The sequence below is a fragment of the Kribbella sp. CWNU-51 genome, from assembly GCF_054073265.1.
The window spans coordinates 160056-184331 of the sequence record NZ_JBSXMZ010000039.1; the positions used below are offsets into that span (position 1 = coordinate 160056).

Genomic DNA, 24276 nt, shown 5'->3' on the forward strand with positions numbered 1-24276 from the left:
TGAAACCTACTCACCACTTGACGGATTCCTTGGCGAGCAACCTTCACCGGCCGGGACAGCGGAATTCAAGCCCTGAACCACGGACCGAATCAGTCGAAGATCGGTCCGCGATCCCGGGTGCGCTTGATCTCGAAGAAGCCCTCGGTGCCGGCGACCAGGCGGACGCCGTCCCAGAGCTTGCCGGCCGCCTCGCCCTTCGGTGCGGGCGTCACGACCGGACCGAAGAACGCCGTGCCCTCGACCGAAATGACCGGCGTGCCGACCTCCATACCGACCAGGTCCATGCCGGCGTGGTGCGACTTCTTCAGCGCGTCGTCGTACTTGTCGGACTCGGCGGCCTCGATCAGGGACGCCGGCAGACCGACCTCCTCGAGGGCCTCCTTGACCACGTCGCCCTTGCCGTCGCCGATGCCGCGGCCGGCGACATGGATCCGCTGACCGAGCGCGGTGTAGAGCGGCAGCAGCACCTCGTTGCCGTGCGCCTGCTCGGCCGCGATCAGCACCCGGACCGGACCCCACAGGTTGCGCAGGTTCTGCTTGTACTTCTCGTCCAGGTTGTCGCGCCCATCATTCAGGACGGCCAGGCTCATCACGTGCCAGGTCGTCTTCACATCCCTCACTTGCTCGACCTCGAGCATCCAGCGGGAAGTCATCCAGGCCCAGGGGCAGGCCGGGTCGAACCAGAAATCGGCAGAGGCAGTCATGTTCCCAATCATACAAAGTTGAAGAATCGTAGGTACCGGCTTGGTATCCAATACCCACTGTCGAGGGGAAACCCTCAGCCAAGCCGACTGCCAGGTGCATAGGATGCCGACATGCCTGGAACCAACCTGACGCGCGACGAGGCGCGTACCCGTGCCGGCGTGGTCAGCGACGTCAGCTACTCGATCGAGCTGGACCTGACCGCTGCCCCGAGCGGCGCGCCCACCTTTCCGTCCGTGACCACCGTCACGTTCGCGGCCGAGGCCGGCGCGAGCACCTTCGCCGACCTGATCGCGGACCGGATCCGCGAGGTGACGCTGAACGGCAGGGCGCTGGATCCGGACACGGTGTACGACGGCGCCCGCATCCAGCTGGACGGGCTGGCGGAGCGCAACGAGCTCCGGGTGGTCGCCGACTGCCTGTACTCGCGCACCGGCGAGGGACTGCACCGCTCGGTCGACCCGGCCGACAAGGAGACCTACCTCTACACGCAGTTCGAGGTGCCGGACGCCCGCCGGGTGTTCACCACCTTCGAGCAGCCGAACCTCAAGGCCCCTTTCACCTTCACCGTGTCCGCACCGGCCCGCTGGGTCGTCATCTCGAACGCACCGACTCCCGAGCCCACGCCGTACGCCGGTGAGGACGGTGAGGAGCTGGCCCGGTGGGAGTTCCCGCCGACCGAGCGGATCTCGACGTACATCACCGCTGTGGTGGCCGGGCCGTACCACGTGGTCACGGACACCTACGAAGGCGCGCACGGGTCCTACCCGCTGTCGCTGCTGTGCCGTCCGTCGCTGAAGGAGGCGCTGGACGTCGACGACCTGTTCGAGGTGACCAAGCAGGGCTTCGAGCTGTTCGAGAGCGCGTTCGGTACGCCGTACCCGTTCCACAAGTACGACCAGGCGTTCGTGCCCGAGTACAACATGGGCGCGATGGAGAACGCGGGCTGCGTGACGCTGCGGGACGAGTACCTGTTCCGCAGCCGCACCACCCACGCGGAGATGGAAGCTCGCGCCAACACGGTGCTGCACGAGCTGGCGCACATGTGGTTCGGCGACCTGGTCACGATGACCTGGTGGGACGACCTGTGGCTGAACGAGTCGTTCGCCGAGTGGGCCAGTCACTGGGCGCAGGCGGTCGCGACGACCAAGTACGCCGGTGCCTGGACGACGTTCTGCAACGCCCGGAAGAACTGGGCCTACCGGCAGGACCAGCTGCCCTCGACGCACCCGATCGCGGCCGACATGGTCGACTTCCACGCGGTCGAGGTGAACTTCGACGGCATCACCTACGCCAAGGGCGCCTCCACGCTCCGGCAGCTGGTCGCGTTCGTCGGTGAGGACACCTTCATCACGGCGTTGAAGGAGTACTTCGCCGACCACGCGTTCGGCAACACCGAGCTGACCGACCTGCTCAAGCCGCTGGAGAAAGCGTCCGGTCGCGACCTGGACGACTGGACCGAGCGCTGGCTGCGGACCGCCGGCGTCAACACGCTGCGGGCAGACTTCGCCGTCGACTCCTCCGGTGCCTTCACGTCGTTCGCGATCGAGCAGACCGCGACCGAGAAGTTCCCGGTGCTGCGGCCGCACCGGCTCGCCGTCGGGCTGTACCGCCGTACCGACGAGGGCCTGGTCCGGACCGAGCGGTTCGAGGTGGACATCGACGGGCCGCGCACCGAGCTGCCCGAGCTCATCGGCGCCTCCCAGCCGGACCTGGTGCTGCTGAACGACGACGACCTCACCTACGCCAAGATCCGGCTTGACGAGCGCTCCCGGGCGACCCTGGTCGAGTCGATCGACCAGCTGACCGAATCGTTGCCCAGGGCACTGGCCTGGGGCGCGGCCTGGGACATGACCCGGGACGCGGAGATGCCGGCCAGCCAGTACGTCGGCATCGTGCTGCGGGGGATCCGGGCCGAGACCGACCTGACCGGCGTACGGTCCTTGCTGGGGCAGGCGACCAGCGCGATCAACCTGTACTCCGCGCCCGCCAACCGGCCGGCCCTGCGGGCACAGTTCGAGGACGCGGTGGCGGGCCTGCTCGCCGACGCCGAGCCGGGCAGTGACCACCAGCTCGCGTTCGCCCGCGCGTACAGCTCGGCGGTGTTCTCCGCGGCCGGCGCCGACCGGCTCGTCGCCTGGCTGGACGACCGCGACCTGCCACCAGGTCTGGTCGTCGACACCGATCTGCGCTGGACGCTGATCGTGGCGCTCTCCCGGCTCGGCCGGATCGGCGCCGCCGAGATCGACGACGAGCTGACCCTGGACACCACGATCACCGGACAGGAGCGGGCCGCCCAAGCCCGCGCCGCCCGACCGACCGCCGAGGCCAAGGAAGAGGCCTGGCGGATCGCAGTGGAGTCCGAGGACACCCCGAACGAGACGCAGTTCCGGACCATCCTCGGCTTCCAGCAGCCCGGCCAGGAAGACCTGCTGCGGCCGTACGTCGGGAAGTACCTGAACGCGGCCAAGGACGTGTACACGCGCCTCGGCTCGTCGATGGGTGAGAACGTGCTGGTCTATCTGTCTCCGCGCAACCTCGCGGACCGGGCTGCACTGGACGCCCTGACCGAGTGGCTGGCCACGGAGTCCTCGTCGGTGGACGCACCGACCCTGCGTTATGTCACCGAGGCGCAGGCCGACCTCACCCGGGCGATCGCCGCCCAGGCGCAGGACACCGTCGCCTGACCTCGTCCTCAACCACTGCCGGTCTCAGCCACTGCTGAGACCGGCAGTGTCGCGTTGGGCCTCCGTACGGTAAGACTGGGTCGGTGCCTGCCTCTGATCCCGCCTTGGCCGGTGCGGCAGCTGTTGCGCTGACCGGACTGGCAGAGGCGTACCGACCCCGCCCTGTCACTCCGCTGATGCCATGGCGCGATCCGCACCGCCTGGTGAAGCCCTACATCATCACTGCCCGCGGACGGCACTGGGATGACCAGATGGTCGAGGTCGCGCGCGCCACCGCGACCCGGCAGCTCGAGTTCGACGACGCGATGGGTGCCGTCGGGCTGGCCGTCGTCGTACTGCATCTCGACGGCGACGGCATCTATCTGGTCGTGCAGAGCTGGGCGAAGGACTTCCAGTCCCGCCTCAGCATCTTCAGCGGGATGGACGTGGACGACCTGCGCCCGGCTCCGATCGGTGCGGCCCCCTGCGTGTGGGAACTCGAGGTGCTCAGCCACGAGCGGACGGCGTACGTCGGCCACATCCTCGGCGCGGACGTCGACGTCGACGCCTGGCTGGACGACGCCCTCGACACCCGGCCGCACCCCAAGTACGACGGCATCCCCTCCGGGACCTAGTCGTTGTGTCCGGCTGCGTCGAGCCGCTGCCGCTGATCCTCGCTCAACTCGAGCTCGGCCGCCGCCAGGCTCTCGTCGAGCTGGGCCACCGACGACGCACCGACCAGCGGGATGATCGGTAGCTCGCCGCCCATCAGCCACGCGAGGACTACCTGGTTCGCCGTGGCGTCCGTCTCCCGGACGACCTGGTCCAGCACGACCCGGCGGGCCCGGGTGCCGGCGTGATCGTAGAGATCCTCGAGGGGTTTGTCGGCGCGAACATAGCCACCACTGAGCAATGGCGTGTACGCGACCAGGGTCAGGCCAGGCTCCGCGCGCAGATAGCTCAGCAGCTGCCCGTCCACCACACCGATGCTCCCGTCGCGCGACCGGAGTCCGCCCTCGTCGGTCCGCGCCCGGAAGTAGGTGTGGTGATGCTGGAGCACCTCACACCCCGGCAAGCCGGCCGCAGCGGCCATCGTCCGGGCGCGTTCGATCTGCCAGGACCAGAAGTTGCTCAGGCCGACCATCCCGACCGTCCCTTCGGCCACCAGGGTGCCGAACGCCTCGACCTGTTCCTCCAGGGGTACGGCGGGATCCGGGACGTGGGCGTAGTACACGTCGATGCGGTCGCGGCCCAGTTGCTCCAGACTTCGGGCCACGGATTCCTTGATCACGCGGGGGGAAAGACCTTCGAGGTCCTCCGTGAGCTGGGTTGCCGGACGCGGCGGGCGTCCGCCGACCTTGGTCGCGATGGTGAGCTCGTCGCCGATCCCCCGGCTGCGGAGCCAGCGGCCGAGTAGCTGCTCGCTCTCCCCACCCTGGGTGCCGTTGATCCAGAAGGCGTAGTTGTTGGACGTGTCGATGAAGGTCCCGCCCGATTCGACGTACCGATCGAGGATCGCGTACGACGTCGACTCGTCGGTGACCGTGCCCATCAGCATCGCGCCGAGGGCGATCTGGCTCACCCGGCGGCGACGAATGGGGTCTGTTCCGATCGTCAGATAGCGCATGCAGTCAGCGAATCAACTAGAGCGCTGTCTAGGTCAAGGCCATCACCGCGGGCGTCGGACAGTGGTAGCGCGAATGCTGCCGGTGAGAGTCAAACGATTGCTGGTCTGCGCATGGTGATGGGGCGATTGCGGGCGGCGATTCCCTTGCAGGGAAGAGATTCTCACCACCTGAAAAGGACTCACTTACTCGTTCGTTCGGTTTAAGCTGCACGCGAACCATCCGCACAGGGAATCTTGGGGAGGGGCCCTTGCCGTGACTGTGGATCACCGAAGGCCGCCCGCCCGGGTCGCTCGGAGACAACAGAACTCTGCCGCCCGCCACGACGATGCCCCGCCGCGGCGCCCGCGGAAGGTTCAGCGCTCGCACAGCGCGGTCGGTGCGGCGATCGTGGCCGCCGCCGCGCTGGTGGCGGTTTTCGGGTTCATCCTGACCAACGGATCGTCGTCGGCGCCCACGGACGACGGCTTGCGGCTGGGCGACGTACCCGCGGATGGAGCGGCGGCCCCGGCCGCACCCGCGGCGGGTGACGACGCGAACACCACGAAGGCGGATCGCAAGCCGCCGGCCACGTCCACGGCGCCGAAGACGAGCGCACCGCCGGTGAACACCGGCGCGGAGTCGCCGGCGTTCAAGCGTGGCCAATGGATCGTGCAGATCGACAAGTACCCGACCGACGCCGGCATGGACGCGGACCAGGTCGCGAAGGCCCTCGCGGCCAGGCTGATCAAGGCGGGCATACCGGCCAAGGCGATGCTGGTCAACGGGCAGTACCCGGGGATCGCGAACAGCACCATGGAGCCCGTCACCAACACCTGGCTGGTTTACCTCGGTCCCGGCACCTCATCGGCCCAGATGCTCAACCTGTGCTCGGCGCCGAAGACACAGAGCGCCTACCAGAACTCGGCCTGCCCGACCTACGAGCCGGCGGCTGCTCCAGGCTGACCCATTGGGTCTGTCGCCAGCCGCGAGTGCAGGTGCGAGTCGTGCCGCTCGCCGGTCGGCTCGACGTAGTAGTCGCGCATGGTGCCCTCGAGCTGGAAGCCGGCCCGTACGGCGACGCGGCAGGAGCCCTCGTTGATCAGTGCGTGGTCCAGCGACAACCTGTGCAGTCTGAGACCATCCGGCGCGAAGGCCCAGCGGGCGGCCGCGTCGAGTGCGCGGGCTGCGAGCCTGCGACCGCGGGCGGCCGGGCTGACCCAGTACGCGACGACAGCCTGATCCGGGACTCGATTCACGTCGCGGACCGACACTGTGGCGAGGACGTAGTCGGTCGCGGCGTCGGCGACGGCGAAGACGGCGCTACCGCGAGCCCAGCCGTCGATGCGCGGCTCCAGCCACTTCCGTGCCCGCTGATCCGCGGGCGTGCGGATCACCGCCGTACCCGCGGTCCAGCGGAGGATGTCCGGATCCCGCAGCGCCTCGGCCACCGCAGCCTCGTCGGTGGCCACGAAGGGGCGCAGTACGACGTCGTCCAGCTCGATGCGGTGGGACTGCAGGATCTGGGTCACTGCTGGTGTGGCTCGTTGGCGTGCAGCAGCGGCGCCTGGTGCGCGTGCTCGCCCAGCTGCTGAACGCCGGTGACCAGACCGCCGGTGAGGTCACCGGTCGCGAACGAGGTCTGCATGGTCAACGCGGCCAGTCCGGCCGCGCTGTCCGAGAGCTGCCGCCGCGCCAGCGAGCCGGTGACGATCTCCAGCCGGCGTCCGGCCGGGTCGACGTACACCAGGACGCTGTGGTCGGGGTCGGCGAGCTCGTTCAGCAGCTCGATCGCGAACGGACGGGTCTCCTCGTCGGCACCACCGACGTACACCGAGAAGTGCAGGCCGGAGACCTCCTCGGCGTGCCGGACCGCGCGCTCGAGGTCGTAGAGCTGGTCCGGTGTGAATGCGTCACCAGCTGGCACTTGCGCCTCCGGTCGTGCGGGCGACGCCGGTGCCGGCGGTCGCGGTGGTCCCCGGCGCGCCGGGCAGCTCGGGCAGGTTGGCCGGGTCGGGCTTGGTCGCGACCGGACCGTTGATCCAGACCGGCGGAGCCCACCAGGACAGACCCGGACGATAACGCGGCCCGTGCGCGATCGACGGCGCGAACACCAGCAGCGCCACCACCGCGACGACCAGTACGGGGATACCGACGAACACCAGCACGGTGTGGCCGGACAACTCAGCAATCACACCGCGCAGCCTAGTACTTCGTGCCTGCGTCCACTCCAGTGCCTCACCCAGAGCGGACGCAGGCGCCGCGGCGCCTAGCAGCCGCCGCGGTTGCCTCTTCTTACCCGCGCGGAGCGCGGCTGTTGGTTAGCAGCCGCCGCGGTTGCCTCTCTCCTACCCGCGCGGAGCGCGTTCTTGTTCTTGTTAGCAGCCGCCGCAGTTGGTTCTCTTCCTACCCGCGCGGAGCGCGGCTGTTCTTGTTCTTGTCAGCAGCCGCCGCAGTTGTAGTAGGTGATGTCCCAGTGGTTGCCTTCGTTGGCGTAGATGTTGCCGGCGCCGGAGCGCCACTGGGGGTAGCCGTCGCCGCGGTCGGCGATGCGGGTGAAGTTGTTGTGCACGTAGTTGGTGACACAGGTCGTGATCGCGACGTCGACCTTGTAGCCGTTGCGGTGGCTGTAGGTGCCACTGGCGTGACCGACCTCCGTGCCGCCGGTGATCCGGATCGCGCACCCACTCGCCTGCTTCAGTGTGCGTACGCCGTACACGGTGGAGTCGTTGATGTTCGTGAAGGACGTGCAGGTGGGGTTGTTCCAGTCGGAGCAGTTGCCGCTGGACGACCAGGTGATGCCGGCGGCCGAGAAGATCGCGGTCGCCTGGGAGTGCGTCAGCTTGGTCAGGGCGGAGGCCTGGTCGACCATCACCACGCCGGGCAACAGGCCGGCGAGGACGGCGACGACGGGGATGAGGACACGTCGGAGGACGGATTTCATGGGAACACTCCTCGAAATAGGGGCGGTTATTTCAAGGAGTGCACTTCCCACGAAAGATATTTCCGAAACCTCCGGTTGAATCAGGAATTAACATCCGAACACTGATAGAAGGCCTTCCCCGTGTCATTGATCGTCCAGACGGCCAGGATCATGTGCCGCCCGCTCCGGCCGCTCGGCAGCGCGCCGGCGTGGGAGACGTCATTCGCCGGCCGGCGGACTGCCGGACCCCGCCTCCCTTTCAGGGGTCGGGCGCATACCCGCCCGGCGTTCGCCGCCGTTGCTCGACGCGGCGCTAGATGTTGAGCGCGCCGATCAACCGGCGCAGGCGGTGGTTGTTCGGCAGGTCCTCGATCAGCACCGGCTGGCCGTCCGGTCCGCCGAGCGGGATCCGCCAGTTCGGATACTCGTCCGTGGTGCCCGGCTGGTTCTGCGTACGACGCTCCCCCACGGCATCCGTCAGTGCCACGCCGACCAGCTTCGCCGGCGTGTGAGCGACGTACTGATGCAGGGACTCGACGATGCGCTCGACGTCGCCGTCGGTATTGCTGAGGAGGTGACGCTCCCGCAACGCGTTGAGCCAGGAGTCGCGCTCGGCCTCGTCCACCGCGAGTTCCTCGGCGACCGGCCGGGTGAGCAGGCCCAGCTGATTGCGCAGTTCGACGTGATCGCCTGCGAGGTAGCCGGCGGTCGGCGGCAGGTCGTGGGTGGTGACGGTGGCCAGGCAGAGTTCGCGCCAGCGCTCCGGCGCCAGCGGACGGCTCTGAGCATCGCGCTCGAACCACAGCACCGACGTGCCGAGGATGCCGCGCTCGGTCAGGTAGTCCCGCACCCATGGCTCGACCGTGCCCAGGTCCTCACCCACTACTGTCACCCCGGCCCGCGTGGCCTCGAGCACGAGGATGCCAACGAGCGCCTCGTGGTCGTAACGGACGTAGGTGCCTTCGGTCGGCCGCTCCGGCGACGTCACCCACCAGAGCCGGAACATGCCGAGGATGTGGTCGATCCGCAGCCCACCGCCGTGCCGCATGACTGCCTGGACCAGATCCCGCCAAGCGGCGTACCCGGTCTCGGCCAGCGCATTCGGCCTCCATGGCGGCTGCGACCAGTCCTGACCCTGCTGGTTGAACGCATCCGGCGGCGCACCGACGTGGATGCCGGGCGCCAGCACGCTCTGCAGGGCCCATGCGTCCGCACCGTCCGGGTGGACGCCGACCGCCAGGTCGTGGACGACGCCGAGTGACATGCCGGCCGCCTTCGCCCGGGCCTGGGTGCGGGCGAGTTGCTCGTCCAGCTGCCACTGCAGCCAGCAATGGAACTCCACCGCGTCCGGATTCTCGTTGCGGAAGGCAACAACCGCGGAAGACATCGGATCTCGCAGTTCCTCGGGCCACTTGCTCCACTCCGGCCCGTGGACGTCGGAGATCGCGGCCCAGGTGGCGAAGTCGATCAGCCCCTGGCTCTCCCGGTCGCAGTAGGCGCCGTACTCCGCGATCCGGCCGATCGACGGTCGCACTCCGAACAGCAACTGCAGTGCCTCGCGCTTGGCGGCCCAGACGGTGTCCCGGTCCAGTGCGGTCCAGTCCTCGCTCAGTGCGCGCGCCTGCAGGCTGAGGGCCCGGACCCGATCCCGCTCCGCCGGCGCGAGGTCGCCGTACTCGTCGATATCCTCGATGCGCAGGTAGATGGGGTTGCTGAAGCGCCGTGAGGCCGGGAGGTACGGCGAGGGCTCCATCCGGCCCGCGGTCTCCGCAGCGTGCATTGGGTTCACCAGGACGAACCCGGCGCCAAGGTCATGGGCTGACCACGCAGCCAGGTCAGCGAGGTCGTGCAGATCGCCGATGCCCCACGACCGGCGGGAGCGGACTGAGTACAGCTGCAGCACCCAGCCCCAGGTGCGGTGCAGCTTCTCAGGGTGCAGCTTGCGCGGCGTCACGATCAGCGTGCTGACCGAGATCTCCGGACTGCCGCCGATCCGCGCGCACAGCCGGTGGTAGCCGAGCGGCAGGTCACCCGGCAGCTGGAACGTCGCCTCACCGATCTGTACGCCGTCGACCCACTCCGGTTCGACCCAGTGCTCCTGCTGCGGAATGTCACGCCGCTGACCGCCGTCCTCCAGATCCACCCAGACCTCGGCGGTGGACCCGTGCGGCAGGTGTACGGCGAACCACGGCGTCCAGCCCTCGCGCATCACCACAGTGGCGGGCAACGTACGACGCCAGCGGTTCTGCTGGTGCTCCGCCAGCGCATCGGCGGCCTTGTCCGGTGTGGACGCGTCCACACCGAGCGCCGCGAGTACTGCGGACACCACCTCACTGGAGACGACCACATGCTCGCCCTGCCAGTTCCAGTACTCCGTCGCCACGCCATGGGCAACCGCTAGCTCGACAAGGGCCGGAGTAGGAGCAGTCACCTCAGCGAGTCTGCCGTATCAACGGCGCGAACGCCCAACGCCGCGCGCCGTATTACTCGTTCGAGCGGCGGCGACTGAGCATCAGTACGGCGAGCAGCAGTACGCCACTGGCGACGACCAGGCCGATGGCCACGCCGGCCATGTCGTCGGTCAGCTGATAGAGCGCCGTCGGCCAGATGACCAGCAGGATCGAGCACGCGACCACCGCGTACGCCGAATGGCGCCGGCGACCGTACGCGACCAGGAGGGCCGCGGGTCCCGCCGTACCCACGGCCAGGGCCATGATCTCGCCGCGCTCCTGGACCAGCCAGCAGATCGACGAGCTGAACATCGCGGCGCCGGCCAGCGACCACGCGGTCACCTGATCCCGGACCAGGCCGAGCATCGCGAGCAGGAACGCCACCAGGATGAATCCGGTCCCGGCGATGCCCGCGCTGTTGACCGCCGAGCCCGCGTCCGGAGAGAGGACGTCCGACGTGATTACCAGCACACCCACTCCGAGGATGCCGAAAGTTGCCACCAGCAACGAAGAGCCGGACAGCCACCACAGCCCGACCCCGGCCAGCGCGAGCGCGACCGCCACCCCGGCAACGCGCCCGGTCTCTCCTTCGATCGCGACATACGTGGCGAAACCGGCCACACAGCAGCCTAGGGACGCAAGCGCCGAGCTCACCTGCTCACGGCGCCGCAGCAGCGCGAGGACGGAGGCTGCCCCGAGCAGGATGACCGCGGCACTGGTGCCGGTGGAAACCCGCGCGGCACGCCCCATCTCGCCCCAGTTGGCGAGGGTGAGCAGCGCGACCGCGCCGAGGAGCAGCGCACCGCCGATGTAGCCGAGCACCTCGATCAGAGCGTTCGTATGGGTCGCCGTCGGTGGTGTCCGCGGCTTGGCCGGCGGCTCACTGGGCGTGGGCTGCGGCCGCGGCCGCCCGGGGTCCGACAGCGCCGCGTCGATCTCCGCGTCAGCGGCGTCGCGGAGCGAGTCGGCCTGGTACTGGCGCAGCACGCCCGCGCTCACGAGCCTGGACAGCTCGTCGTCCAGCCGGCTGGGCATGCGATCGTCTCCCTTGCCTTCCTTCACTAAGATCGGGCGGCGAGATGCCTTATTTGACCAGCTACCTTACGTCCGCAGTCAGTCACCCCCTGTTTTCACGGCCCGAGACCTTTCCGACCTTCTTCCGGATGGGTAACGACGGCAAGCTGGAGGTGACCGACCAGATCATCGTCGTCCCGGCCCGGATCGCCGGGCTGATCATCGGCTTCCTCGTGCTCCGCTGGGTCCTGCACAAGGTGATCCGCAAGTTCGCCCGCCGGACCGGGAACGGCGCCGTCGCCGGCGTGCTGTCGAAGTCCAAGATCGGCCAGGGGTTCGTCGAGAACACGCTGGCCAACGAGCGCCGGACCCAGCGGGCCGAGACGATCGCCTCGCTGCTCTGCAGCACCGTGACGATCGTGCTGTCCGCCGTCCTGGTGGTGATGGTGCTTGCCGAGCTCGGCTTCAACGTCGTGCCGGTGGTCGCGTCGGCGAGCATCATCGGCGTGGTGCTCGGTTTCGGCGCGCAGACGCTGGTGAAGGACTTCCTGGCCGGCGTGTTCATGATCTTCGAGGACCAGTACGGCGTCGGCGACCTGATCGACATGGAGAAGGCGACCGGGGTCGTGGTGGAGGTCGGCCTGCGGATCACCACGCTCCGGGGCGAGGACGGCACCACCTGGTACGTCCGCAACGGCGAGGTCGTCCGGGTCGGCAACCTCGCCACCCGCGACCCGGGCAGCAGCGCCTCCTCGGGCGTCGGCAGCGCCACCGAGAAGGACGAGGAGATCAAGGACGCCGAAAGTGCGGCGACCGGAACGCCGCACGAAACCCAAGCTTGAGATAGAGCCGCTCGGCGTCCGACCCCTCCACCACCTGCAACGTGAGCCGCGGCGCGCCCTCGCTACCTGCGGCTCGTGCCGCCTCAGCGGCATCCCACCTCGCTTGCGCGAGCAGCGCTGAGGCAAGCCCCCGCCCTCGGTACGTCGGCTTCGTCGCGACCGCGTAGACCCCGAAGACGGCGCCGGTCCGCAGCACCAGCGTCACCGAGGCCGGGTCCCCGTCGACCCGGAGCAGGTAGAGCGACTGATCCGGAGCCCGGTAGTTCCGGACCGCCAGCTCCAGGAACTTCTTCCGCCACCAGTCGTAGTCCGGCTCGTCCTCGTCGAGAAACGCCGCACTCTGCACCTCGGCAAACCCCGCCGCATCCTCGTCCGTCTCGATCGCTGCCACCCCGGCCGGCGACGCGTCCGCGGTCGGCTCCACGAGCGCTTCCATGTGCACAAGCACCTCGGCCGGCTGGAAGCCCGCCGCGGTCAGCCGCTCCACCCAGCCGTCACCGCTCCACGGCACCAGCCGGACCGTCGCCGTACCGGCCGGGATCTCGGCTGACGAGGAGAGCGGGATCCACGCCGAGAACTCGGCTGACTCCCCGACCACCTCGATCCCGGCGGCAGAGCGGCGTACCTCACCGCGATGGGCGGCCAAGAACGCGAGGTGGTTGTCGAGCAAGGCGGCGTCGGGCATGAGAGCAGTCTGACCGGCGCCACCGACAGGAACGACCGCGTCCGGCGGCCCACAGGGCTCGCCGGACGCGGTGTGAAGCGGTCAGGTTCAGGCGGTGAAGGTGACGTCCAGGGTGATCGGGACGGCGGCCAGCGCCTGGGAGACCGGGCAGTTCTTCTTCGCGCCCTCGGCGAACTCGGCGAACTCGTCGGCGGTGATCCCGGGGACCTTGCCGTTGACGGACAGTTTGATGCCGGTGATGCCCTCACCCGGCTGGAAGGTCACGTCGGCCTGGGTGTCGATCGCCTCCGGCGCGTTGCCGGCACCGGCGAGGGCGTGCGACAGCGCCATCGAGAAACAGGTCGAGTGCGCGGCGGCGATCAGCTCTTCCGGGCTGGTCTTTCCGTTCGCGTCGTTCGCCCGGGAGGCCCAGGTCACGTCGTAGGTGCCGACGCCGGACGACTCCAGGGCGACCTGGCCGGCGCCCTCCATCAGCGAGCCTTCCCAGTGGGCCTTGGCCGTACGCGTGGTTGCCATGCTCGTGTTGTCTCCTTCGCGAGAGATTCAGCGGCCGGACACGTCGATCGCGCCCGGGTACTGCGGTTCGTCGGTGTTCACCATGCTGTGCGCCGCCATCACCATGTACTTCCAGATCTGCTCGTCCTGATCCGGCGGCAGGGCGATCTCGTCCAGTGCGGCACGCATGTGGCCGAGCCAGCGGTCCCGGGCGCTCGGCGTGACGGCGAACGGGGCGTGCCGCATCCGCAGCCGGGGGTGTCCGCGCTGCTCGGAGTACGTTTTGGGGCCGCCCCAGTACTGCTCCAGGAACATCCGGAAGCGCACTTCGGCCGGACCGAGGTCCTCCTCCGGGTACAGCGCGCGCAGTTCCGGGTCGACGGCCACGCCGCGGTAGAAAGCCGCCACCAGTTTGTGGAACGTCTCGGCCCCACCGACGGCGTCGTAGAAGCTCAGTTGCTCACTCATGTCGGTCCCAGTGTCTCAAGTGCTCGCAACGTGCTTCAGGAGGGCTGCCCGTTCGGACTCCGACAGCGGCCGCTTGGCGTGGGTCTCGGCGTCCGTGGTGACGATGACCGACACCGCCTTGGCGTAGACGTCCTCGGTCTCCTCACTGCGGTCGACGATCCGCGAGCCGAGCGTGTACGACGTCGTACCGACCGAGTCGATCCACACGTCCACGTCGTACGGCGGATGCCTCAGCAGGATCGGGCGCAGGTAGTCCACGGTCTGGCTGACCAGGGCACACGGGTGCTCGGCGAACAGATCCCCCGTCTCCAGGACCTCGGACAGGAACGCGATCCGGGCCTCCTGCAGATAGTCGAAGTACCGGACGTTGTTGACGTGGTCGTACGAGTCGATGTCCGACCAGCGAACCAGGACCGGGTGCGTGTACATCAAGCGCCCACCAGTTTCGACAGGGCCTCGCGTTCGACCGGGCTGATCCGGCGGAGGCGGTTGGCGGCGAAGTCGAAGGGGACCAGCCTGGTCCGGGCCTCGACATAGGTACGACGCGCGGGGTCGGCGTCGAGGATCTCGTAGTCCACGGTGAACGAAGCGGCCCTGATCTCGCTGATCCACAGCTCGATCCGGACCGGCTCCGGCCGGAAGTACAGCGGCGTCCGGTACTGCACCTCGTGCCGGGCCACCAGCAGACCCGTCTCCAGGTCGTCCGCGCCGAGCTCCTTGGCGGTCCGGAACAGGAAGTCGACCCGCGCGTCCTGCAGATAGTCGACGAACCGGCCGTTGTTCACGTGGCCGAGGGCGTCCAGGTCACCCCACCGCAACGGGCAGTAATAGACATGGCGGTTGTGATGATCCACACGGCGATCATCGCATCCTGGGTACTCCCGGCGTGACTGAGCGTGGGTAATGTCGTCCCCGGCAGCAGCATTGACCGAAGGAGCGCGGATGAGCGAGCAGCGGGTGGCGATTGTGACCGGGGCGGCCCGGGGAATCGGTGCGGCCGTGGCACAGCGGCTCGCCCAGGACGGGAACGCGGTTGCCGTGCTGGACCTCGACGAGGGCGCCTGCGCCGGGACCGTGAAGGCGATCACCGAGGCCGGCGGCCAGGCCATCGCGGTCGGCTGCGACGTCAGCAAGTCCGACCAGGTCACCGCCGCGGTCGACCGGGTGGTCGCCGAGCTGGGCGCGCCGACGATCCTGGTGAACAACGCCGGCGTGCTGCGCGACAACCTGCTGTTCAAGATGTCCGAGGACGACTGGGACACGGTCATGTCCGTGCACCTGCGCGGCAGCTTCCTGATGTCGAAGGCCTGCCAGGCGCATATGGTCGAGGCGGGCTACGGCCGGATGGTCTTCCTGTCCTCGACCTCGGCGCTGGGCAACCGCGGCCAGGCGAACTACGCGTCCGCGAAGGCCGGGCTGCAGGGGCTGGCCAAGACGCTGGCGATCGAGCTGGGCAAGTTCGGCGTCACCGCGAACGCGATCGCCCCCGGCTTCATCGAGACCGACATGACCGCCGCCACCGCGGCCCGGGTCGGGGTCGACTTCGAGGAGTTCAAGAAGGCCACCGCCGCCACCATCCCGGTGAACCGGACCGGCAAGCCGGAGGACATCGCCGCGGCGGCGTCGTTCTTCTGCAGCGAAGAGGCCGGCTTCGTCTCCGGTCAGGTCCTGTACGTCGCCGGCGGACCCCGGAACTGAGGGCAGACGGATGACGCAGTCGTTCAACGGCATCGACGAGGTCGTGCACGCGGTCGGCACCCACCTGGGTGAGACCGAGTGGCTGGAGATCACCCAGGAGCAGGTGAACACGTTCGCGGACGCGACCGGTGACCACCAGTGGATCCACGTCGACGTCGAGCGCGCGTCGAAAGGCCCGTACGGCGGGACGATCGCGCACGGGTACCTCACGCTGAGCCTGATCGCGCGCTTCGGTGACGAGCTGTTCTCCATCGACGGCGTCACCGCCAAGCTCAACTACGGCGTCAACAAGGTCCGCTTCCCTGCTCCCGTCCCGGTCGGCACCCGGATCCGCGCCGGCGCCTCGATCGCCAACGCCGTCGAGACCCCGGCCGGCGTCCAGGTCTCGCTCAACTGGGTCATCGAGCTCGAGAACTCCACCAAACCCGCCTGCGTTGCGGAGACCGTCGTACTGCTCGTCCCTTAGAGGGGGCAGATCAGGACGGCGTGGGTGGTCACGCGGTCGTAGCCGAGCCACTCGTTGACGGCGATCATCGGCGCGTTGCCGTCGTAATTGGCGGTGTAGGCGCCTCGCACTCCTGCGTCGGCGGCGCGGTGCAGGGCGGCGGACTTGACCAGCTTGGCCAGACCGCGGCCGCGGTACGGCGGCATCGTCGCGGTCATCTTGGACCAGATCCGGGTCCGGTCGCCGTGGCCGAGCGTGAACGCGACCACCTGGTCCTGGTACAGCGCGGCCATGCTCAGGTCGAGCACCATGTCCGGCGACCGCCAGATCGCGGCGAGCCAGTCGTCGTACGGGCGTGAGGTGATGTTCGCGTCGCCCGGTTTGGTGCGCTGGGCAACTTGATCAGACTCGTACAGCTGCCGCGGATCGACGTCGGTGAGCGCGACCAGTTCCACGCCGGTCGGGATCCCGGGCACCTCCGGCGCCTTGCGCGGGTCGATGCCCGCGTAGTGCACCTGCCGGGTCTGCCGGTAGCCGCGCCGCGCCGCCCACTCCACCGCGGCGGGATCGGCGAACACCCGCGCGCTGGTCGCGCCGGCCGACCGCAGATCCTCGTGCGTTGCCTCCAGCAACTTCGCACCGATGCCCCGGCCCCGGTGGTCCGGCCGGACCAGCAACCGCAACTGTCCGTCCAGCGGCTCCGACCCGGCGATCAGCTCGGTCGTTGCCCACCCGACCACTTCACCGGCATCCACCGCGGCGAACGTTCCGTTGCCCGCGACGGCGGGCGAGGCCAGTCTGCGCGTCACCGCGCCCCGCGTGACCACCAGGTACGGCGCCAACGCGTCATGCAACGCGATCGCGCCTTCGACGTCCCCCGTTCCGGCCGCCCTGATCTCCATGCGAACTCCTTGCGAACTCCTTCAACGAGTCCTCCGGAACATAGCGCGCAGTCAGGTGCAGACCAATTACGGCTCTGTTTCAGAGCCGCGGCGAGAGGATCAGCCGGGCACCGGAGACGTCGAAGGACAGGCGGTAGCGCTCGAGGTAGTCCGCGCCCACCAGCCCGTCGTGGATGATGTCCTGGAACTGCACCCGCGGCGCCTGCTGCGCGGTCTCCGGTGCGGCGGCCAGGTGAACGCTGCCGCCGATCGAGACCCAGTGCCGGGTCCATCCATAGCCGGTCTCGTCCGTACCGGTCCGCGTCGTCACGTCCGGGCTGTCGAGATCGACCCCGCAGTCGGACACGTAGCGGGTGTCGAGGATGAGGCTGTCCGACCCGGTATCCACCTCGACGCAGATCTCGCGACCACTCGGCAACACCAGCTGGACGAAGGGATCCACCGACACCGAATCCCGCCGGATCTCGAGCGGAATCTCGTACCCGTCGACGGCGAAGTCCGCCCGAGGTCGGACGGTCAGGGTCGACGCAACCGGGTCGGTAGTCACCACGTGCTGCTCGAAGAACGCCGGACCGAGGATCCCCGCGAATCCGTTCGGGCCGTGGATGTCGCCAAGGTCCGCGACTCCCGCGACGTGCGCGTCGACGGTGTAGTCGCCGAACGCGAGGGTCGGCAGCCGGACCAACGGCGTCTCGACGGACTGACCGGACATCCGCCGGCCGGTGAACGTCTCAGCGCTCGGCTGCACGTCGGCACGCGCCGCGAGCGCCGACGACACGACGGTGATCCCGATCCCGGTGTCGACCAGGAACCTGTACTCGTCCCCGCCCACCGTCACCGGCACCCGGACCAGGTGCTGAACGCGATCGAACCCGACGGTCGTCATTACCTAGCCGGCCAGTGTCCGGAGCAGGCCCAGCTCGGTCTGGACGCGCTGGTAGCCGAGCCAGTTGTTGACGGCAAGCATCGGGCCGTTCTCGTCGTCGTTGGACGTGTACGCCGCGGTGATGCCGGCCGCGGCGGCCCGGCGGAGGGCGACCGACTTGACCAGCTTGGCCAGCCCCCGGCCCCGGTACGCCGGGATCGTGCCGGTCATCCCCGACCAGGCCCGGTCGGCGTCGGTCTCGACCACGGTGAAGCCCACCATCTCGTCCCCCACCATCGCGGCGACGCTCAGCGACTTGTCCAGCGCGGGCCCCTGCCAGATCTCCTCGAGCCACTGCTCGTAGTCGATCGAGTCGATCGGCGAGTCGCTCGGTTCGTCCAGCGAGGCGATCGAGTCGGCGGCGTACGCCTGTAGCGGGTCGACCTGGTCGAACGTCACGAGCTCGATGCCGGCCGGGGTCGCCGGCTGCTCGGGCAGCGACCGTACGTCGACGCCGGAGTAGTGCATCTGCCGCGTCCCGTCGTACCCGAGGTTGCGGGCGAACTCGAGACCGTCCGGGTGCACGAACGCCCGCACGCGGATCGCGCCGACCTCGGTCAGGTGCTGGTGCAGCCGGTCGGCGAGCGCGGTGCCGATGCCCTGCTTGCGCTGGTCGGGATGCACGTAGATGGACAGGTGACTCTGGCCCGGTTCGCTGGTCCAGACATTCAGGCCGGCCGATCCCCAGGCAACCAGTTCGCCGTCGGCCTCCGCGACCAGTGGAAGGAACCGCTCCCCCGGTGCCTGCACGGTGATCATGTGCCGAGTGGCCGCCGGCGACATCACCTTGTACGAGTAGACCGCCCGGCGCACTGCCGCGATCGCGTCGGCGTCATCGCCGACGGCCGACCGGATCACCACCCCTGTCGTCATGCCGGGACCCTAACCACGACGCCTGCCACACGCCATGCATTAAGAACAGCAACGTGATCGCAACGGCTGCGCGCGTCTTGTGATTCTGCTGTGCGGTCGACTGGCACTACAGTTACCCGGTGCTGTCGGACTGATCGCCCCGACCACCGGAAGTGCCATCGTGCTGGGACACGACGGGGTCACCGGTGGCGGGGCGTCCGCATTTCTCTTGACGCACTGCCGACGTCAGGAGTAAACAGCCAGTATGCAGGTTACCGATGGCGCCTCCGCCGCACGCGTTCTGGCCGATCTGATGGTGTCCGACGGACCTCGTCCCGAGTACGCCGAAGCCTTCCGGCCCTTCGCCCCACTGATCGGCAGCTGGGATCTCGACGTCGCCTGGTACGACGACGACGGCAACGTCACCCGGCAGACCAAGGGCGAGTGGCACTTCGCCTGGGCCCTCGACGGCCGCGCGGTCGCCGACATCTGGATCACCCCGAGCCGCGCCGCCCGCGGCACCGACGGCGACGGTGAGTGGGGCCTGTCGATCCGCATCCACGACCCCGAGCTGAACGCCTTCCGCTCCACCTGGCTGGGCCCGAAGGCCGCGTTCGTCATGCCTTTCATCGCGCAGGCCGACGGCGACTCCATCACCCTCACGTCCCAGACCGCCAACACCCGCTGGGCGTTCACCGGCATCACCGAGACCAGCTTCCACTGGCGCAACGAGGACCAGGCGGACGACGGCCGTGTCATCCTCCGTCAGAAGTTCGAGGCCAAGCGTCAGCTGTAGACCGCCACAGCGGCCTCGGCAAGCCGCAACATCCTGGACCGTAGGTCGACCGGCTCCAGCACCTCGACATCGCCCGCGAAGCCGAGCAGCACACCACACGCGGCCTCCTGGACCCGGAAGTGCAGGCGCAGATGCGGCCACTCGTCATCCGCCGGCACGTCCCGGGCGATAGACCCTTTGGCCAGCATCGGTGTGGCGATCCGCCGTACCAGCTCGACCCGCTCGGGTCGCACCCGGACCAGTACGTCGACCCCGACCGGCATGTTCTGCTCGAGTCCGGACCGCAGCCGGTCCCACTCCGCGCGGACGTCCAGTCCGTCAGGCCGTACGGCGGCCGCCTCGAGCACATCCACCTGCTCTACCCGCGAGACCCGATACATCCGCGCCGTCCCGCGATGCGCTGCGACGAGATACCACCGGCCGGCCTGCTCGACCAGCCCCCACGGATCGACGGTACGACGCTGCAGCCCCGCACTCGCCGACGCATAACGCAGTCGCACCCGGCGCTGCGCCACCACCGCCTGCCGCAGCACCGGCAGTGCACCGTGGTCCTCGGGCTCCGCGAACCACCGCCGCCGATCCACCACGATCGCACCCGACAACGCATCCGCATCGTCCTGCAGTGCCAGCGGCAATGTCGACGACAACTTGCCCATCGCGGACTGCAGCGCATCCCGCAGCCCCAGCTCCTCCGACAACGCGGCCCGCCCCGACCACGCGAACAACGCCTGCGCCTCGCGCGGCGTCAGCCCACTCACGTCGGCCCGATACCCCGGCAGCAGCACACAGCCCCCGTTGCGCCCACGCTCGCTGTAGACCGGTACGCCGGCCGCCGACAGCGCCTCCATGTCGCGCAGGACCGTCCGCGTCGACACCTCCAGCCGCTCGGCCAGCTCCCGCGCACTCAGCCGCGCATGCCGCTGCAGCAACAGGATGATCTGCAACAACCGGTCGGCTCGCACGGTCTCCACAATATGCGACAGAAGATGTCGCATATACCCCGCGAGGCTGTCTCCATGAACAACCTCATGAACGACCCCCGTCCGATGCTCGGGCTCGCGCTCGACCAGACCCAGGCGATGATCGACACCATCGGCGCCGACGAACTGGCCCTGCCGACCCCGTGCCCGGAGTACGACGTACGCACTCTGCTCGGCCACCTGATCACCGTGATCGGCCGGATCGACCTCGCCCTCACCGGCGGCAACCCGTTGGACCTCCCAACGGTCACGACCGGTGTGGACGACGTCCCGGCCGCCTGGAAGGAACGCCGTACGACGCTCGACGGCACGCTGGCGAACGACGCCGTACTGACGCAGATCTGCACATTGCCGTGGGGAACGCTGCCCGGAGCCGCCGCGATCGGCGCCTACACCGGCGAGCTCACCACCCATTCCTGGGATCTCGCCAAGGCCACCCACCGCACCGACCTGCTGGACGACTCACTCGCCGTCTACTGTCTGCCGCTGGTCCAACGGGCCATCCCGGCCGAGCCGCGTGGCGGACATGTCCCGTTCGGCTCCGTCGTACCGGTTGGCGACGATGCGTCGCCGTACGACCGGCTGGCCGCCTGGCAGGGACGTCAGCCCTAGACGATCCCGCCGTTCAGGGTGAGACCGCCGTCGATCGTGATGGTCTGGCCGGTGATCCACGACGCCTCGTCGGACAGCAGGAACCACACCAGTGAGGCGACGTCCTCCGGCCGGCCCAACCGCTGCAGCGGGTACGTCGAAGCGACCTTGTCCTCACGCCCTTCGTAGAGAGCTCCGGCGAACTTGGTCTTCACCACCGCGGGAGCCACCGCGTTGACCCGGATCTCCGGAGCCAGCTCGACCGCCAGCTCCGCCGTCACCCGGGACAGCATCGCCTTGGTCGCGCCGTACCAGCCGATGCCGGGTGACGGCGCCAGGCCGGCCACCGAAGAAAGGTTCACCACGGCGCCACCGTGCTCACGCATCCACGCGTCCCGGCACGCCTTCACCCATGCGATCGCGGCGAGCACGTTCGTGTCGACCATCTTGGTCGCGACCGTCAGGTCGACGTCGAGCAACTTGCCGTAGATCGGGTTGATGCCGGTGTTGTTCACCAGCAGATCCACCGACCCGTACGTCGCCACCGCCGCGGCCACCACCGCACCACGATGCGTCGGATCGGCGGCATTGCCGGCGACGCCCAGCGCGTGCTCGCGGCCACCGAGGGACTCGACCGCCTGGTCGAGGGTCTCCTGGGTCCGGCCCGTGATGACCACGCGCGCGCCATCCGCGACGAGGCGCTGTGCGATCGCCAGCCCGATCCCCCGGGACGCTCCGGTGACGATCGCCGTACGGTTCTCCAGGCCCATCAGCTCAGGCGCTCGAGGACGATCGCCATGCCCTGCCCGCCGCCGACGCACATCGTCTCGAGCCCGAACTGCTTGTCCTCGAACTGCAGCCCGTTCACCAGCGTGGTCATGATCCGCGCGCCGGTCGAACCGAACGGGTGCCCGAGCGCGATCGCGCCGCCGTGCACGTTCAGCTTGTCCTCGTCGATACCGAGCTCGCGCGCCGAACCGATCACCTGGACCGCGAAGGCCTCGTTGATCTCGACCAGGTCGATGTCGTTGATGCTCATGCCCGCCCGCGCCAGCGCCTGCTTCGACGCCTCGACCGGACCGAGGCCCATGATCTCCGGCGACAGGCCGCTCACTCCTGTCGACACGATTCGGGCCAGCGGGGTGAGGCCGAGCTCGCGCGCCTTGGTGTCGCTCATGATCACGACTGCCGCGGCACCGTCGTTCAGCGGGCAGCAGTTGCCGGCCGTCACCGTCCCGTCCGGGCGGAATACCGGCTTGAGACCGCTCACACCTTCGAGCGTCGTACCCGGCCGGGGGCCGTCGTCCTTGTTGATCACAGTCCCGTCCGGCAACGTCACCGGAACGATCTCGCGCTCGAAGAAGCCGTTGCCGATCGCCTTCTCGGCGAGGTTCTGCGAGCGGACGCCGAACACATCCTGCTCGGCCCGGCTGATGCCCCTGAGCGTGGCCACGTTCTCCGCGGTCTGACCCATCGCGATGTAGATGTCGGGGATCTGGCCGTCCGCGCGCGGGTCGTGCCAGGTGTCGTTCGTCTCGGCGTACTTCTCGGTCCGCTGCACAGCGTCGGTGAAGACCGGGTTGAACGACGTCGGGTCGCCGACCCCGGCGGAGCCGAAGTTCTTGTACCGCGACACGCACTCGACCCCGGCGCTGACGAAGATGTCACCCTCGCCGGACTTGATCGCGTGGAAGGCCATCCGCGCGGTCTGCGTCGACGACGCGCAGAACCGGTTGACCGTCGTGGCCGGCGTGTTGTCCCAGCCGAGCTGCACCGCGACCCGGCGAGCCATGTTGCCACCGTGCTCGTCGTGCGGCTCCGCGCACCCCAGCGCGAGATCCTCGATCTGGTCGCCGGTCAGTCCGGCCTTGCCGACCGCCGCCTCGATCATCTGTACGGCGAGGTCGTCCGGCCGGATCGTGGTCAGCGACCCCTTGAACGCGCGGCCGATCGGCGAGCGCGCCGTGGACACGATGACTGCTTCAGGCACGACAAGTTCCCTTCTACAGGCCGAGGTCGCGGCCGATGAGTTCCTTCATGATCTCGTTCGAGCCGGCCCAGATCTTCGTCACCCGGGCGTCCCGCCAGGCACGCGCCACCCGGTACTCGTTCATGTACCCGTAGCCGCCGTGCAACTGGACACACGCGTCCAGGATCTCGTTCTGCACCTGGGCGCTCCACCATTTGGCCTTCGCCGCGTCGACCGCGGTCAGCCGGTCCTCGTCATGCGCGACGATCGCGTTGTCGACGTACGCCTGGGTGACCTCGGCCTTGGTGACCAGCTCGGCGATCACGAACTTGTTGTACTGGAACGAGCCGACCGGCTGGCCGAACGCCTTGCGCTGCTTCACGTAGTCGATCGTCTCGGCCAGGATCTGGGTCGCCTGCGCGAGGTTCGACACCGCGGCGCCGACCCGCTCCTGCGCCAGCCGCTCCATCATGTGGATGAAGCCGCGGTCCACCTCGCCGAGCACGTTGTCAGCACTGACGAACACGTCCTCGAAGAACAGCTCCGACGTACCCGACTCGCTCTGGCCGACCTTGTCCAGCTTGCGGCCGCGGGTGAAGCCCTCCATGCCCACCTCGATCACGAACAGCGTGATGCCCTTCGCGCCCTTGGCGGGATCCGTGCGCGCGGCAACGATGACCAGGTCGGCCATGTCGCCGTTGGTGATGAAGGTCTTCGACCCGTTCAGCACCCAGCCGCCGTCGGTCTTCTTCGCACTCGTCTTCAGCGCGGCCAGGTCCGACCCGCCGGAAGGCTCGGTCATCCCGATCGCGGCGACGTACTCACCGGAGCAGAACTTGGGCAGCCAGCGCTGCTTCTGCTCCTCGGTGCCCAGATCCACCAGGTACGGCGCGGCACAGTCGAAGTGGATGCCGAAGCAGCTGGACAGCGACGCGGAGACCTTCGAGACCTCCTCGGCGAACACCGCGTTGAACCGGTAGTCGCCGACGCTCGAACCGCCGTACTCCTCCGGCACGTCGAGGCCGAGGAAGCCCTGCTTGCCGGCCTCCAGCCAGGCGGCCCGGTCGATCGTCTTCTCGTCGAGGAACTGCTCCATCCGCGGCACCAGCGAGCGGTCGCAGTACTCCTTCGCGATGGCCCGGAAAGCGTGGTGGTCCTCGTTGAAGATGACGCGCTCCATGCGGCCTCCCCGAGACGTGAGATCAGTGGCGCTGTGTTGCATTTATCGCTTCGCTAAGCGCTTGCTTAGCTTCACGCTTTCGGTGCATG

The 24276-nt window shown here is 68.7% G+C and carries 29 protein-coding genes; 8 read left to right on the forward strand and 21 right to left on the reverse strand.

The window, feature by feature from the left end:
• Positions 1–89: 89 nt before the first annotated feature.
• Positions 90–704 (reverse strand): mycothiol-dependent nitroreductase Rv2466c family protein, encoded by a 615-nt coding sequence (locus ACXC9Q_RS32140; protein WP_457060417.1) that lies wholly within the window; start codon positions 702–704, stop codon positions 90–92.
• A 111-nt stretch (positions 705–815) separates the two neighbouring features.
• Here ACXC9Q_RS32140 and pepN point away from each other — a divergent pair, with 111 nt between their 5' ends.
• On the forward strand, positions 816–3389 hold the full coding sequence (pepN, locus tag ACXC9Q_RS32145; protein ID WP_457060418.1) for an aminopeptidase N: 2574 nt from the start codon (positions 816–818) through the stop codon (positions 3387–3389).
• Positions 3390–3472: 83 nt separating this feature from the next.
• On the forward strand, positions 3473–4003 hold the full coding sequence (locus ACXC9Q_RS32150) for a hypothetical protein (protein WP_457060419.1): 531 nt from the start codon (positions 3473–3475) through the stop codon (positions 4001–4003).
• Here the strand turns inward: ACXC9Q_RS32150 and ACXC9Q_RS32155 are convergent.
• On the reverse strand, positions 4000–4995 hold the full coding sequence (locus ACXC9Q_RS32155) for an aldo/keto reductase (protein WP_457060420.1): 996 nt from the start codon (positions 4993–4995) through the stop codon (positions 4000–4002). The two genes, ACXC9Q_RS32150 and ACXC9Q_RS32155, sit on opposite strands and share 4 nt — an antisense overlap.
• A 253-nt stretch (positions 4996–5248) precedes the next feature.
• On the opposite strand from ACXC9Q_RS32155, the gene ACXC9Q_RS32160 reads away from it, so the two are divergent.
• Positions 5249–5938 (forward strand): hypothetical protein, encoded by a 690-nt coding sequence (locus tag ACXC9Q_RS32160; RefSeq protein ID WP_457060421.1) that lies wholly within the window; start codon positions 5249–5251, stop codon positions 5936–5938.
• Here the strand turns inward: ACXC9Q_RS32160 and ACXC9Q_RS32165 are convergent.
• From ACXC9Q_RS32165 to ACXC9Q_RS32195, 7 genes are all read right to left on the reverse strand, one after another.
• Positions 5911–6504: a GNAT family N-acetyltransferase gene (locus tag ACXC9Q_RS32165; protein WP_457060422.1), complete on the reverse strand. Its 594-nt coding sequence runs from the start codon at positions 6502–6504 to the stop codon at positions 5911–5913. The two genes, ACXC9Q_RS32160 and ACXC9Q_RS32165, sit on opposite strands and share 28 nt — an antisense overlap.
• A complete protein-coding gene (locus tag ACXC9Q_RS32170) occupies positions 6501–6899 on the reverse strand; it encodes a DUF5130 family protein (RefSeq protein ID WP_457060423.1) in 399 nt (132 codons plus the stop codon). Before ACXC9Q_RS32170 ends, ACXC9Q_RS32165 begins: the two co-directional genes overlap by 4 nt.
• On the reverse strand, positions 6886–7167 hold the full coding sequence (ctaJ, locus tag ACXC9Q_RS32175; protein ID WP_328522525.1) for an aa3-type cytochrome oxidase subunit CtaJ: 282 nt from the start codon (positions 7165–7167) through the stop codon (positions 6886–6888). Before ctaJ ends, ACXC9Q_RS32170 begins: the two co-directional genes overlap by 14 nt.
• A 245-nt stretch (positions 7168–7412) precedes the next feature.
• Entirely contained in the window at positions 7413–7916 is a 504-nt protein-coding gene (locus ACXC9Q_RS32180; RefSeq protein ID WP_457060424.1) for a hypothetical protein, read from the reverse strand.
• 80 nt (positions 7917–7996) lie between these two features.
• Positions 7997–8311 (reverse strand): lytic polysaccharide monooxygenase, encoded by a 315-nt coding sequence (locus ACXC9Q_RS32185; RefSeq protein WP_457060486.1) that lies wholly within the window; start codon positions 8309–8311, stop codon positions 7997–7999.
• Positions 8209–10326: a 4-alpha-glucanotransferase gene (gene malQ / locus ACXC9Q_RS32190; RefSeq protein ID WP_457060425.1), complete on the reverse strand. Its 2118-nt coding sequence runs from the start codon at positions 10324–10326 to the stop codon at positions 8209–8211. Before malQ ends, ACXC9Q_RS32185 begins: the two co-directional genes overlap by 103 nt.
• A 52-nt stretch (positions 10327–10378) precedes the next feature.
• Positions 10379–11380, reverse strand: coding sequence for a hypothetical protein (locus ACXC9Q_RS32195; RefSeq protein ID WP_457060426.1), 1002 nt, complete (start codon positions 11378–11380; stop codon positions 10379–10381).
• 128 nt (positions 11381–11508) lie between these two features.
• Here ACXC9Q_RS32195 and ACXC9Q_RS32200 point away from each other — a divergent pair, with 128 nt between their 5' ends.
• The gene (locus ACXC9Q_RS32200; RefSeq protein WP_457060427.1) at positions 11509–12201 is read left to right on the forward strand and encodes a mechanosensitive ion channel family protein; all 693 of its coding nucleotides are present in this window, start codon (positions 11509–11511) and stop codon (positions 12199–12201) included.
• Here ACXC9Q_RS32200 and ACXC9Q_RS32205 read toward each other — a convergent pair.
• From ACXC9Q_RS32205 to ACXC9Q_RS32225, 5 genes are all read right to left on the reverse strand, one after another.
• On the reverse strand, positions 12149–12886 hold the full coding sequence (locus tag ACXC9Q_RS32205; protein WP_457060428.1) for a GNAT family N-acetyltransferase: 738 nt from the start codon (positions 12884–12886) through the stop codon (positions 12149–12151). The two genes, ACXC9Q_RS32200 and ACXC9Q_RS32205, sit on opposite strands and share 53 nt — an antisense overlap.
• A gap of 87 nt (positions 12887–12973) precedes the next feature.
• Positions 12974–13402 (reverse strand): OsmC family protein, encoded by a 429-nt coding sequence (locus tag ACXC9Q_RS32210; protein ID WP_328522531.1) that lies wholly within the window; start codon positions 13400–13402, stop codon positions 12974–12976.
• Between the two features lie 27 nt (positions 13403–13429).
• Positions 13430–13849 (reverse strand): globin, encoded by a 420-nt coding sequence (locus ACXC9Q_RS32215; protein WP_457060429.1) that lies wholly within the window; start codon positions 13847–13849, stop codon positions 13430–13432.
• 15 nt (positions 13850–13864) lie between these two features.
• On the reverse strand, positions 13865–14278 hold the full coding sequence (locus ACXC9Q_RS32220; RefSeq protein WP_457060430.1) for an acyl-CoA thioesterase: 414 nt from the start codon (positions 14276–14278) through the stop codon (positions 13865–13867).
• Positions 14278–14703, reverse strand: coding sequence for an acyl-CoA thioesterase (locus tag ACXC9Q_RS32225; RefSeq protein WP_457060431.1), 426 nt, complete (start codon positions 14701–14703; stop codon positions 14278–14280). The genes ACXC9Q_RS32220 and ACXC9Q_RS32225 overlap by 1 nt, the downstream gene beginning before the upstream one ends.
• An 88-nt stretch (positions 14704–14791) precedes the next feature.
• Here ACXC9Q_RS32225 and fabG point away from each other — a divergent pair, with 88 nt between their 5' ends.
• Positions 14792–15547 (forward strand): 3-oxoacyl-ACP reductase FabG, encoded by a 756-nt coding sequence (gene fabG, locus ACXC9Q_RS32230; RefSeq protein ID WP_329475082.1) that lies wholly within the window; start codon positions 14792–14794, stop codon positions 15545–15547.
• A gap of 10 nt (positions 15548–15557) precedes the next feature.
• Positions 15558–16013, forward strand: a complete 456-nt coding sequence (locus tag ACXC9Q_RS32235) for a MaoC family dehydratase (RefSeq protein ID WP_457060432.1) — start codon at positions 15558–15560, stop codon at positions 16011–16013.
• Here ACXC9Q_RS32235 and ACXC9Q_RS32240 read toward each other — a convergent pair.
• The 3 genes from ACXC9Q_RS32240 to ACXC9Q_RS32250 all read right to left on the reverse strand — a co-directional run bounded on the left by ACXC9Q_RS32240 (position 16010) and on the right by ACXC9Q_RS32250 (position 18692).
• Positions 16010–16894: a GNAT family N-acetyltransferase gene (locus ACXC9Q_RS32240; protein WP_457060433.1), complete on the reverse strand. Its 885-nt coding sequence runs from the start codon at positions 16892–16894 to the stop codon at positions 16010–16012. The genes ACXC9Q_RS32235 and ACXC9Q_RS32240 overlap by 4 nt on opposite strands.
• Positions 16895–16973: 79 nt before the next feature.
• Positions 16974–17780 (reverse strand): retropepsin-like aspartic protease, encoded by an 807-nt coding sequence (locus ACXC9Q_RS32245; protein ID WP_457060434.1) that lies wholly within the window; start codon positions 17778–17780, stop codon positions 16974–16976.
• A 3-nt stretch (positions 17781–17783) separates the two neighbouring features.
• Positions 17784–18692: a GNAT family N-acetyltransferase gene (locus tag ACXC9Q_RS32250; protein ID WP_457060435.1), complete on the reverse strand. Its 909-nt coding sequence runs from the start codon at positions 18690–18692 to the stop codon at positions 17784–17786.
• Between the two features lie 244 nt (positions 18693–18936).
• Between ACXC9Q_RS32250 and ACXC9Q_RS32255 the strand changes: the two genes are divergently transcribed.
• The gene (locus tag ACXC9Q_RS32255) at positions 18937–19467 is read left to right on the forward strand and encodes a hypothetical protein (protein ID WP_457060436.1); all 531 of its coding nucleotides are present in this window, start codon (positions 18937–18939) and stop codon (positions 19465–19467) included.
• On the opposite strand, the gene ACXC9Q_RS32260 is transcribed toward ACXC9Q_RS32255, so the two are convergent.
• Complete coding sequence (locus ACXC9Q_RS32260) at positions 19458–20429, reverse strand: helix-turn-helix transcriptional regulator (RefSeq protein ID WP_457060437.1); 972 nt, start codon at positions 20427–20429, stop codon at positions 19458–19460. The genes ACXC9Q_RS32255 and ACXC9Q_RS32260 overlap by 10 nt on opposite strands.
• A gap of 54 nt (positions 20430–20483) precedes the next feature.
• Between ACXC9Q_RS32260 and ACXC9Q_RS32265 the strand changes: the two genes are divergently transcribed.
• On the forward strand, positions 20484–21059 hold the full coding sequence (locus ACXC9Q_RS32265; protein WP_457060438.1) for a TIGR03086 family metal-binding protein: 576 nt from the start codon (positions 20484–20486) through the stop codon (positions 21057–21059).
• On the opposite strand, the gene ACXC9Q_RS32270 is transcribed toward ACXC9Q_RS32265, so the two are convergent.
• From ACXC9Q_RS32270 to ACXC9Q_RS32280, 3 genes are read right to left on the reverse strand one after another with little or no spacing between them, the layout of a single operon-like run.
• Entirely contained in the window at positions 21056–21808 is a 753-nt protein-coding gene (locus ACXC9Q_RS32270) for an SDR family oxidoreductase (RefSeq protein ID WP_457060439.1), read from the reverse strand. The genes ACXC9Q_RS32265 and ACXC9Q_RS32270 overlap by 4 nt on opposite strands.
• Positions 21808–23028 (reverse strand): acetyl-CoA C-acetyltransferase, encoded by a 1221-nt coding sequence (locus ACXC9Q_RS32275; RefSeq protein ID WP_457060440.1) that lies wholly within the window; start codon positions 23026–23028, stop codon positions 21808–21810. The genes ACXC9Q_RS32270 and ACXC9Q_RS32275 overlap by 1 nt, the downstream gene beginning before the upstream one ends.
• Before the next feature lie 13 nt (positions 23029–23041).
• On the reverse strand, positions 23042–24187 hold the full coding sequence (locus tag ACXC9Q_RS32280; protein ID WP_457060441.1) for an acyl-CoA dehydrogenase family protein: 1146 nt from the start codon (positions 24185–24187) through the stop codon (positions 23042–23044).
• Positions 24188–24276 lie beyond the last annotated feature (89 nt).

Excerpts from the sequence above, each read along its gene's own strand:
- ACXC9Q_RS32140 (WP_457060417.1), bottom strand. The coding sequence starts at position 704 with ATGACTGCCTCTGCCGATTTCTGGTTCGACCCGGCCTGCCCCTGGGCC.
- pepN (WP_457060418.1), top strand. The coding sequence starts at position 816 with ATGCCTGGAACCAACCTGACGCGCGACGAGGCGCGTACCCGTGCCGGC.
- ACXC9Q_RS32155 (WP_457060420.1), bottom strand. The coding sequence starts at position 4,995 with ATGCGCTATCTGACGATCGGAACAGACCCCATTCGTCGCCGCCGGGTG.
- ACXC9Q_RS32180 (WP_457060424.1), bottom strand. The coding sequence starts at position 7,916 with ATGAAATCCGTCCTCCGACGTGTCCTCATCCCCGTCGTCGCCGTCCTC.
- ACXC9Q_RS32195 (WP_457060426.1), bottom strand. The coding sequence starts at position 11,380 with ATGCCCAGCCGGCTGGACGACGAGCTGTCCAGGCTCGTGAGCGCGGGC.
- ACXC9Q_RS32200 (WP_457060427.1), top strand. The coding sequence starts at position 11,509 with ATGGGTAACGACGGCAAGCTGGAGGTGACCGACCAGATCATCGTCGTC.
- ACXC9Q_RS32205 (WP_457060428.1), bottom strand. The coding sequence starts at position 12,886 with ATGCCCGACGCCGCCTTGCTCGACAACCACCTCGCGTTCTTGGCCGCC.
- ACXC9Q_RS32210 (WP_328522531.1), bottom strand. The coding sequence starts at position 13,402 with ATGGCAACCACGCGTACGGCCAAGGCCCACTGGGAAGGCTCGCTGATG.
- ACXC9Q_RS32215 (WP_457060429.1), bottom strand. The coding sequence starts at position 13,849 with ATGAGTGAGCAACTGAGCTTCTACGACGCCGTCGGTGGGGCCGAGACG.
- ACXC9Q_RS32220 (WP_457060430.1), bottom strand. The coding sequence starts at position 14,278 with ATGTACACGCACCCGGTCCTGGTTCGCTGGTCGGACATCGACTCGTAC.
- fabG (WP_329475082.1), top strand. The coding sequence starts at position 14,792 with ATGAGCGAGCAGCGGGTGGCGATTGTGACCGGGGCGGCCCGGGGAATC.
- ACXC9Q_RS32235 (WP_457060432.1), top strand. The coding sequence starts at position 15,558 with ATGACGCAGTCGTTCAACGGCATCGACGAGGTCGTGCACGCGGTCGGC.
- ACXC9Q_RS32240 (WP_457060433.1), bottom strand. The coding sequence starts at position 16,894 with ATGGAGATCAGGGCGGCCGGAACGGGGGACGTCGAAGGCGCGATCGCG.
- ACXC9Q_RS32245 (WP_457060434.1), bottom strand. The coding sequence starts at position 17,780 with ATGACGACCGTCGGGTTCGATCGCGTTCAGCACCTGGTCCGGGTGCCG.
- ACXC9Q_RS32250 (WP_457060435.1), bottom strand. The coding sequence starts at position 18,692 with ATGACGACAGGGGTGGTGATCCGGTCGGCCGTCGGCGATGACGCCGAC.
- ACXC9Q_RS32255 (WP_457060436.1), top strand. The coding sequence starts at position 18,937 with ATGCAGGTTACCGATGGCGCCTCCGCCGCACGCGTTCTGGCCGATCTG.
- ACXC9Q_RS32265 (WP_457060438.1), top strand. The coding sequence starts at position 20,484 with ATGAACAACCTCATGAACGACCCCCGTCCGATGCTCGGGCTCGCGCTC.
- ACXC9Q_RS32270 (WP_457060439.1), bottom strand. The coding sequence starts at position 21,808 with ATGGGCCTGGAGAACCGTACGGCGATCGTCACCGGAGCGTCCCGGGGG.
- ACXC9Q_RS32280 (WP_457060441.1), bottom strand. The coding sequence starts at position 24,187 with ATGGAGCGCGTCATCTTCAACGAGGACCACCACGCTTTCCGGGCCATC.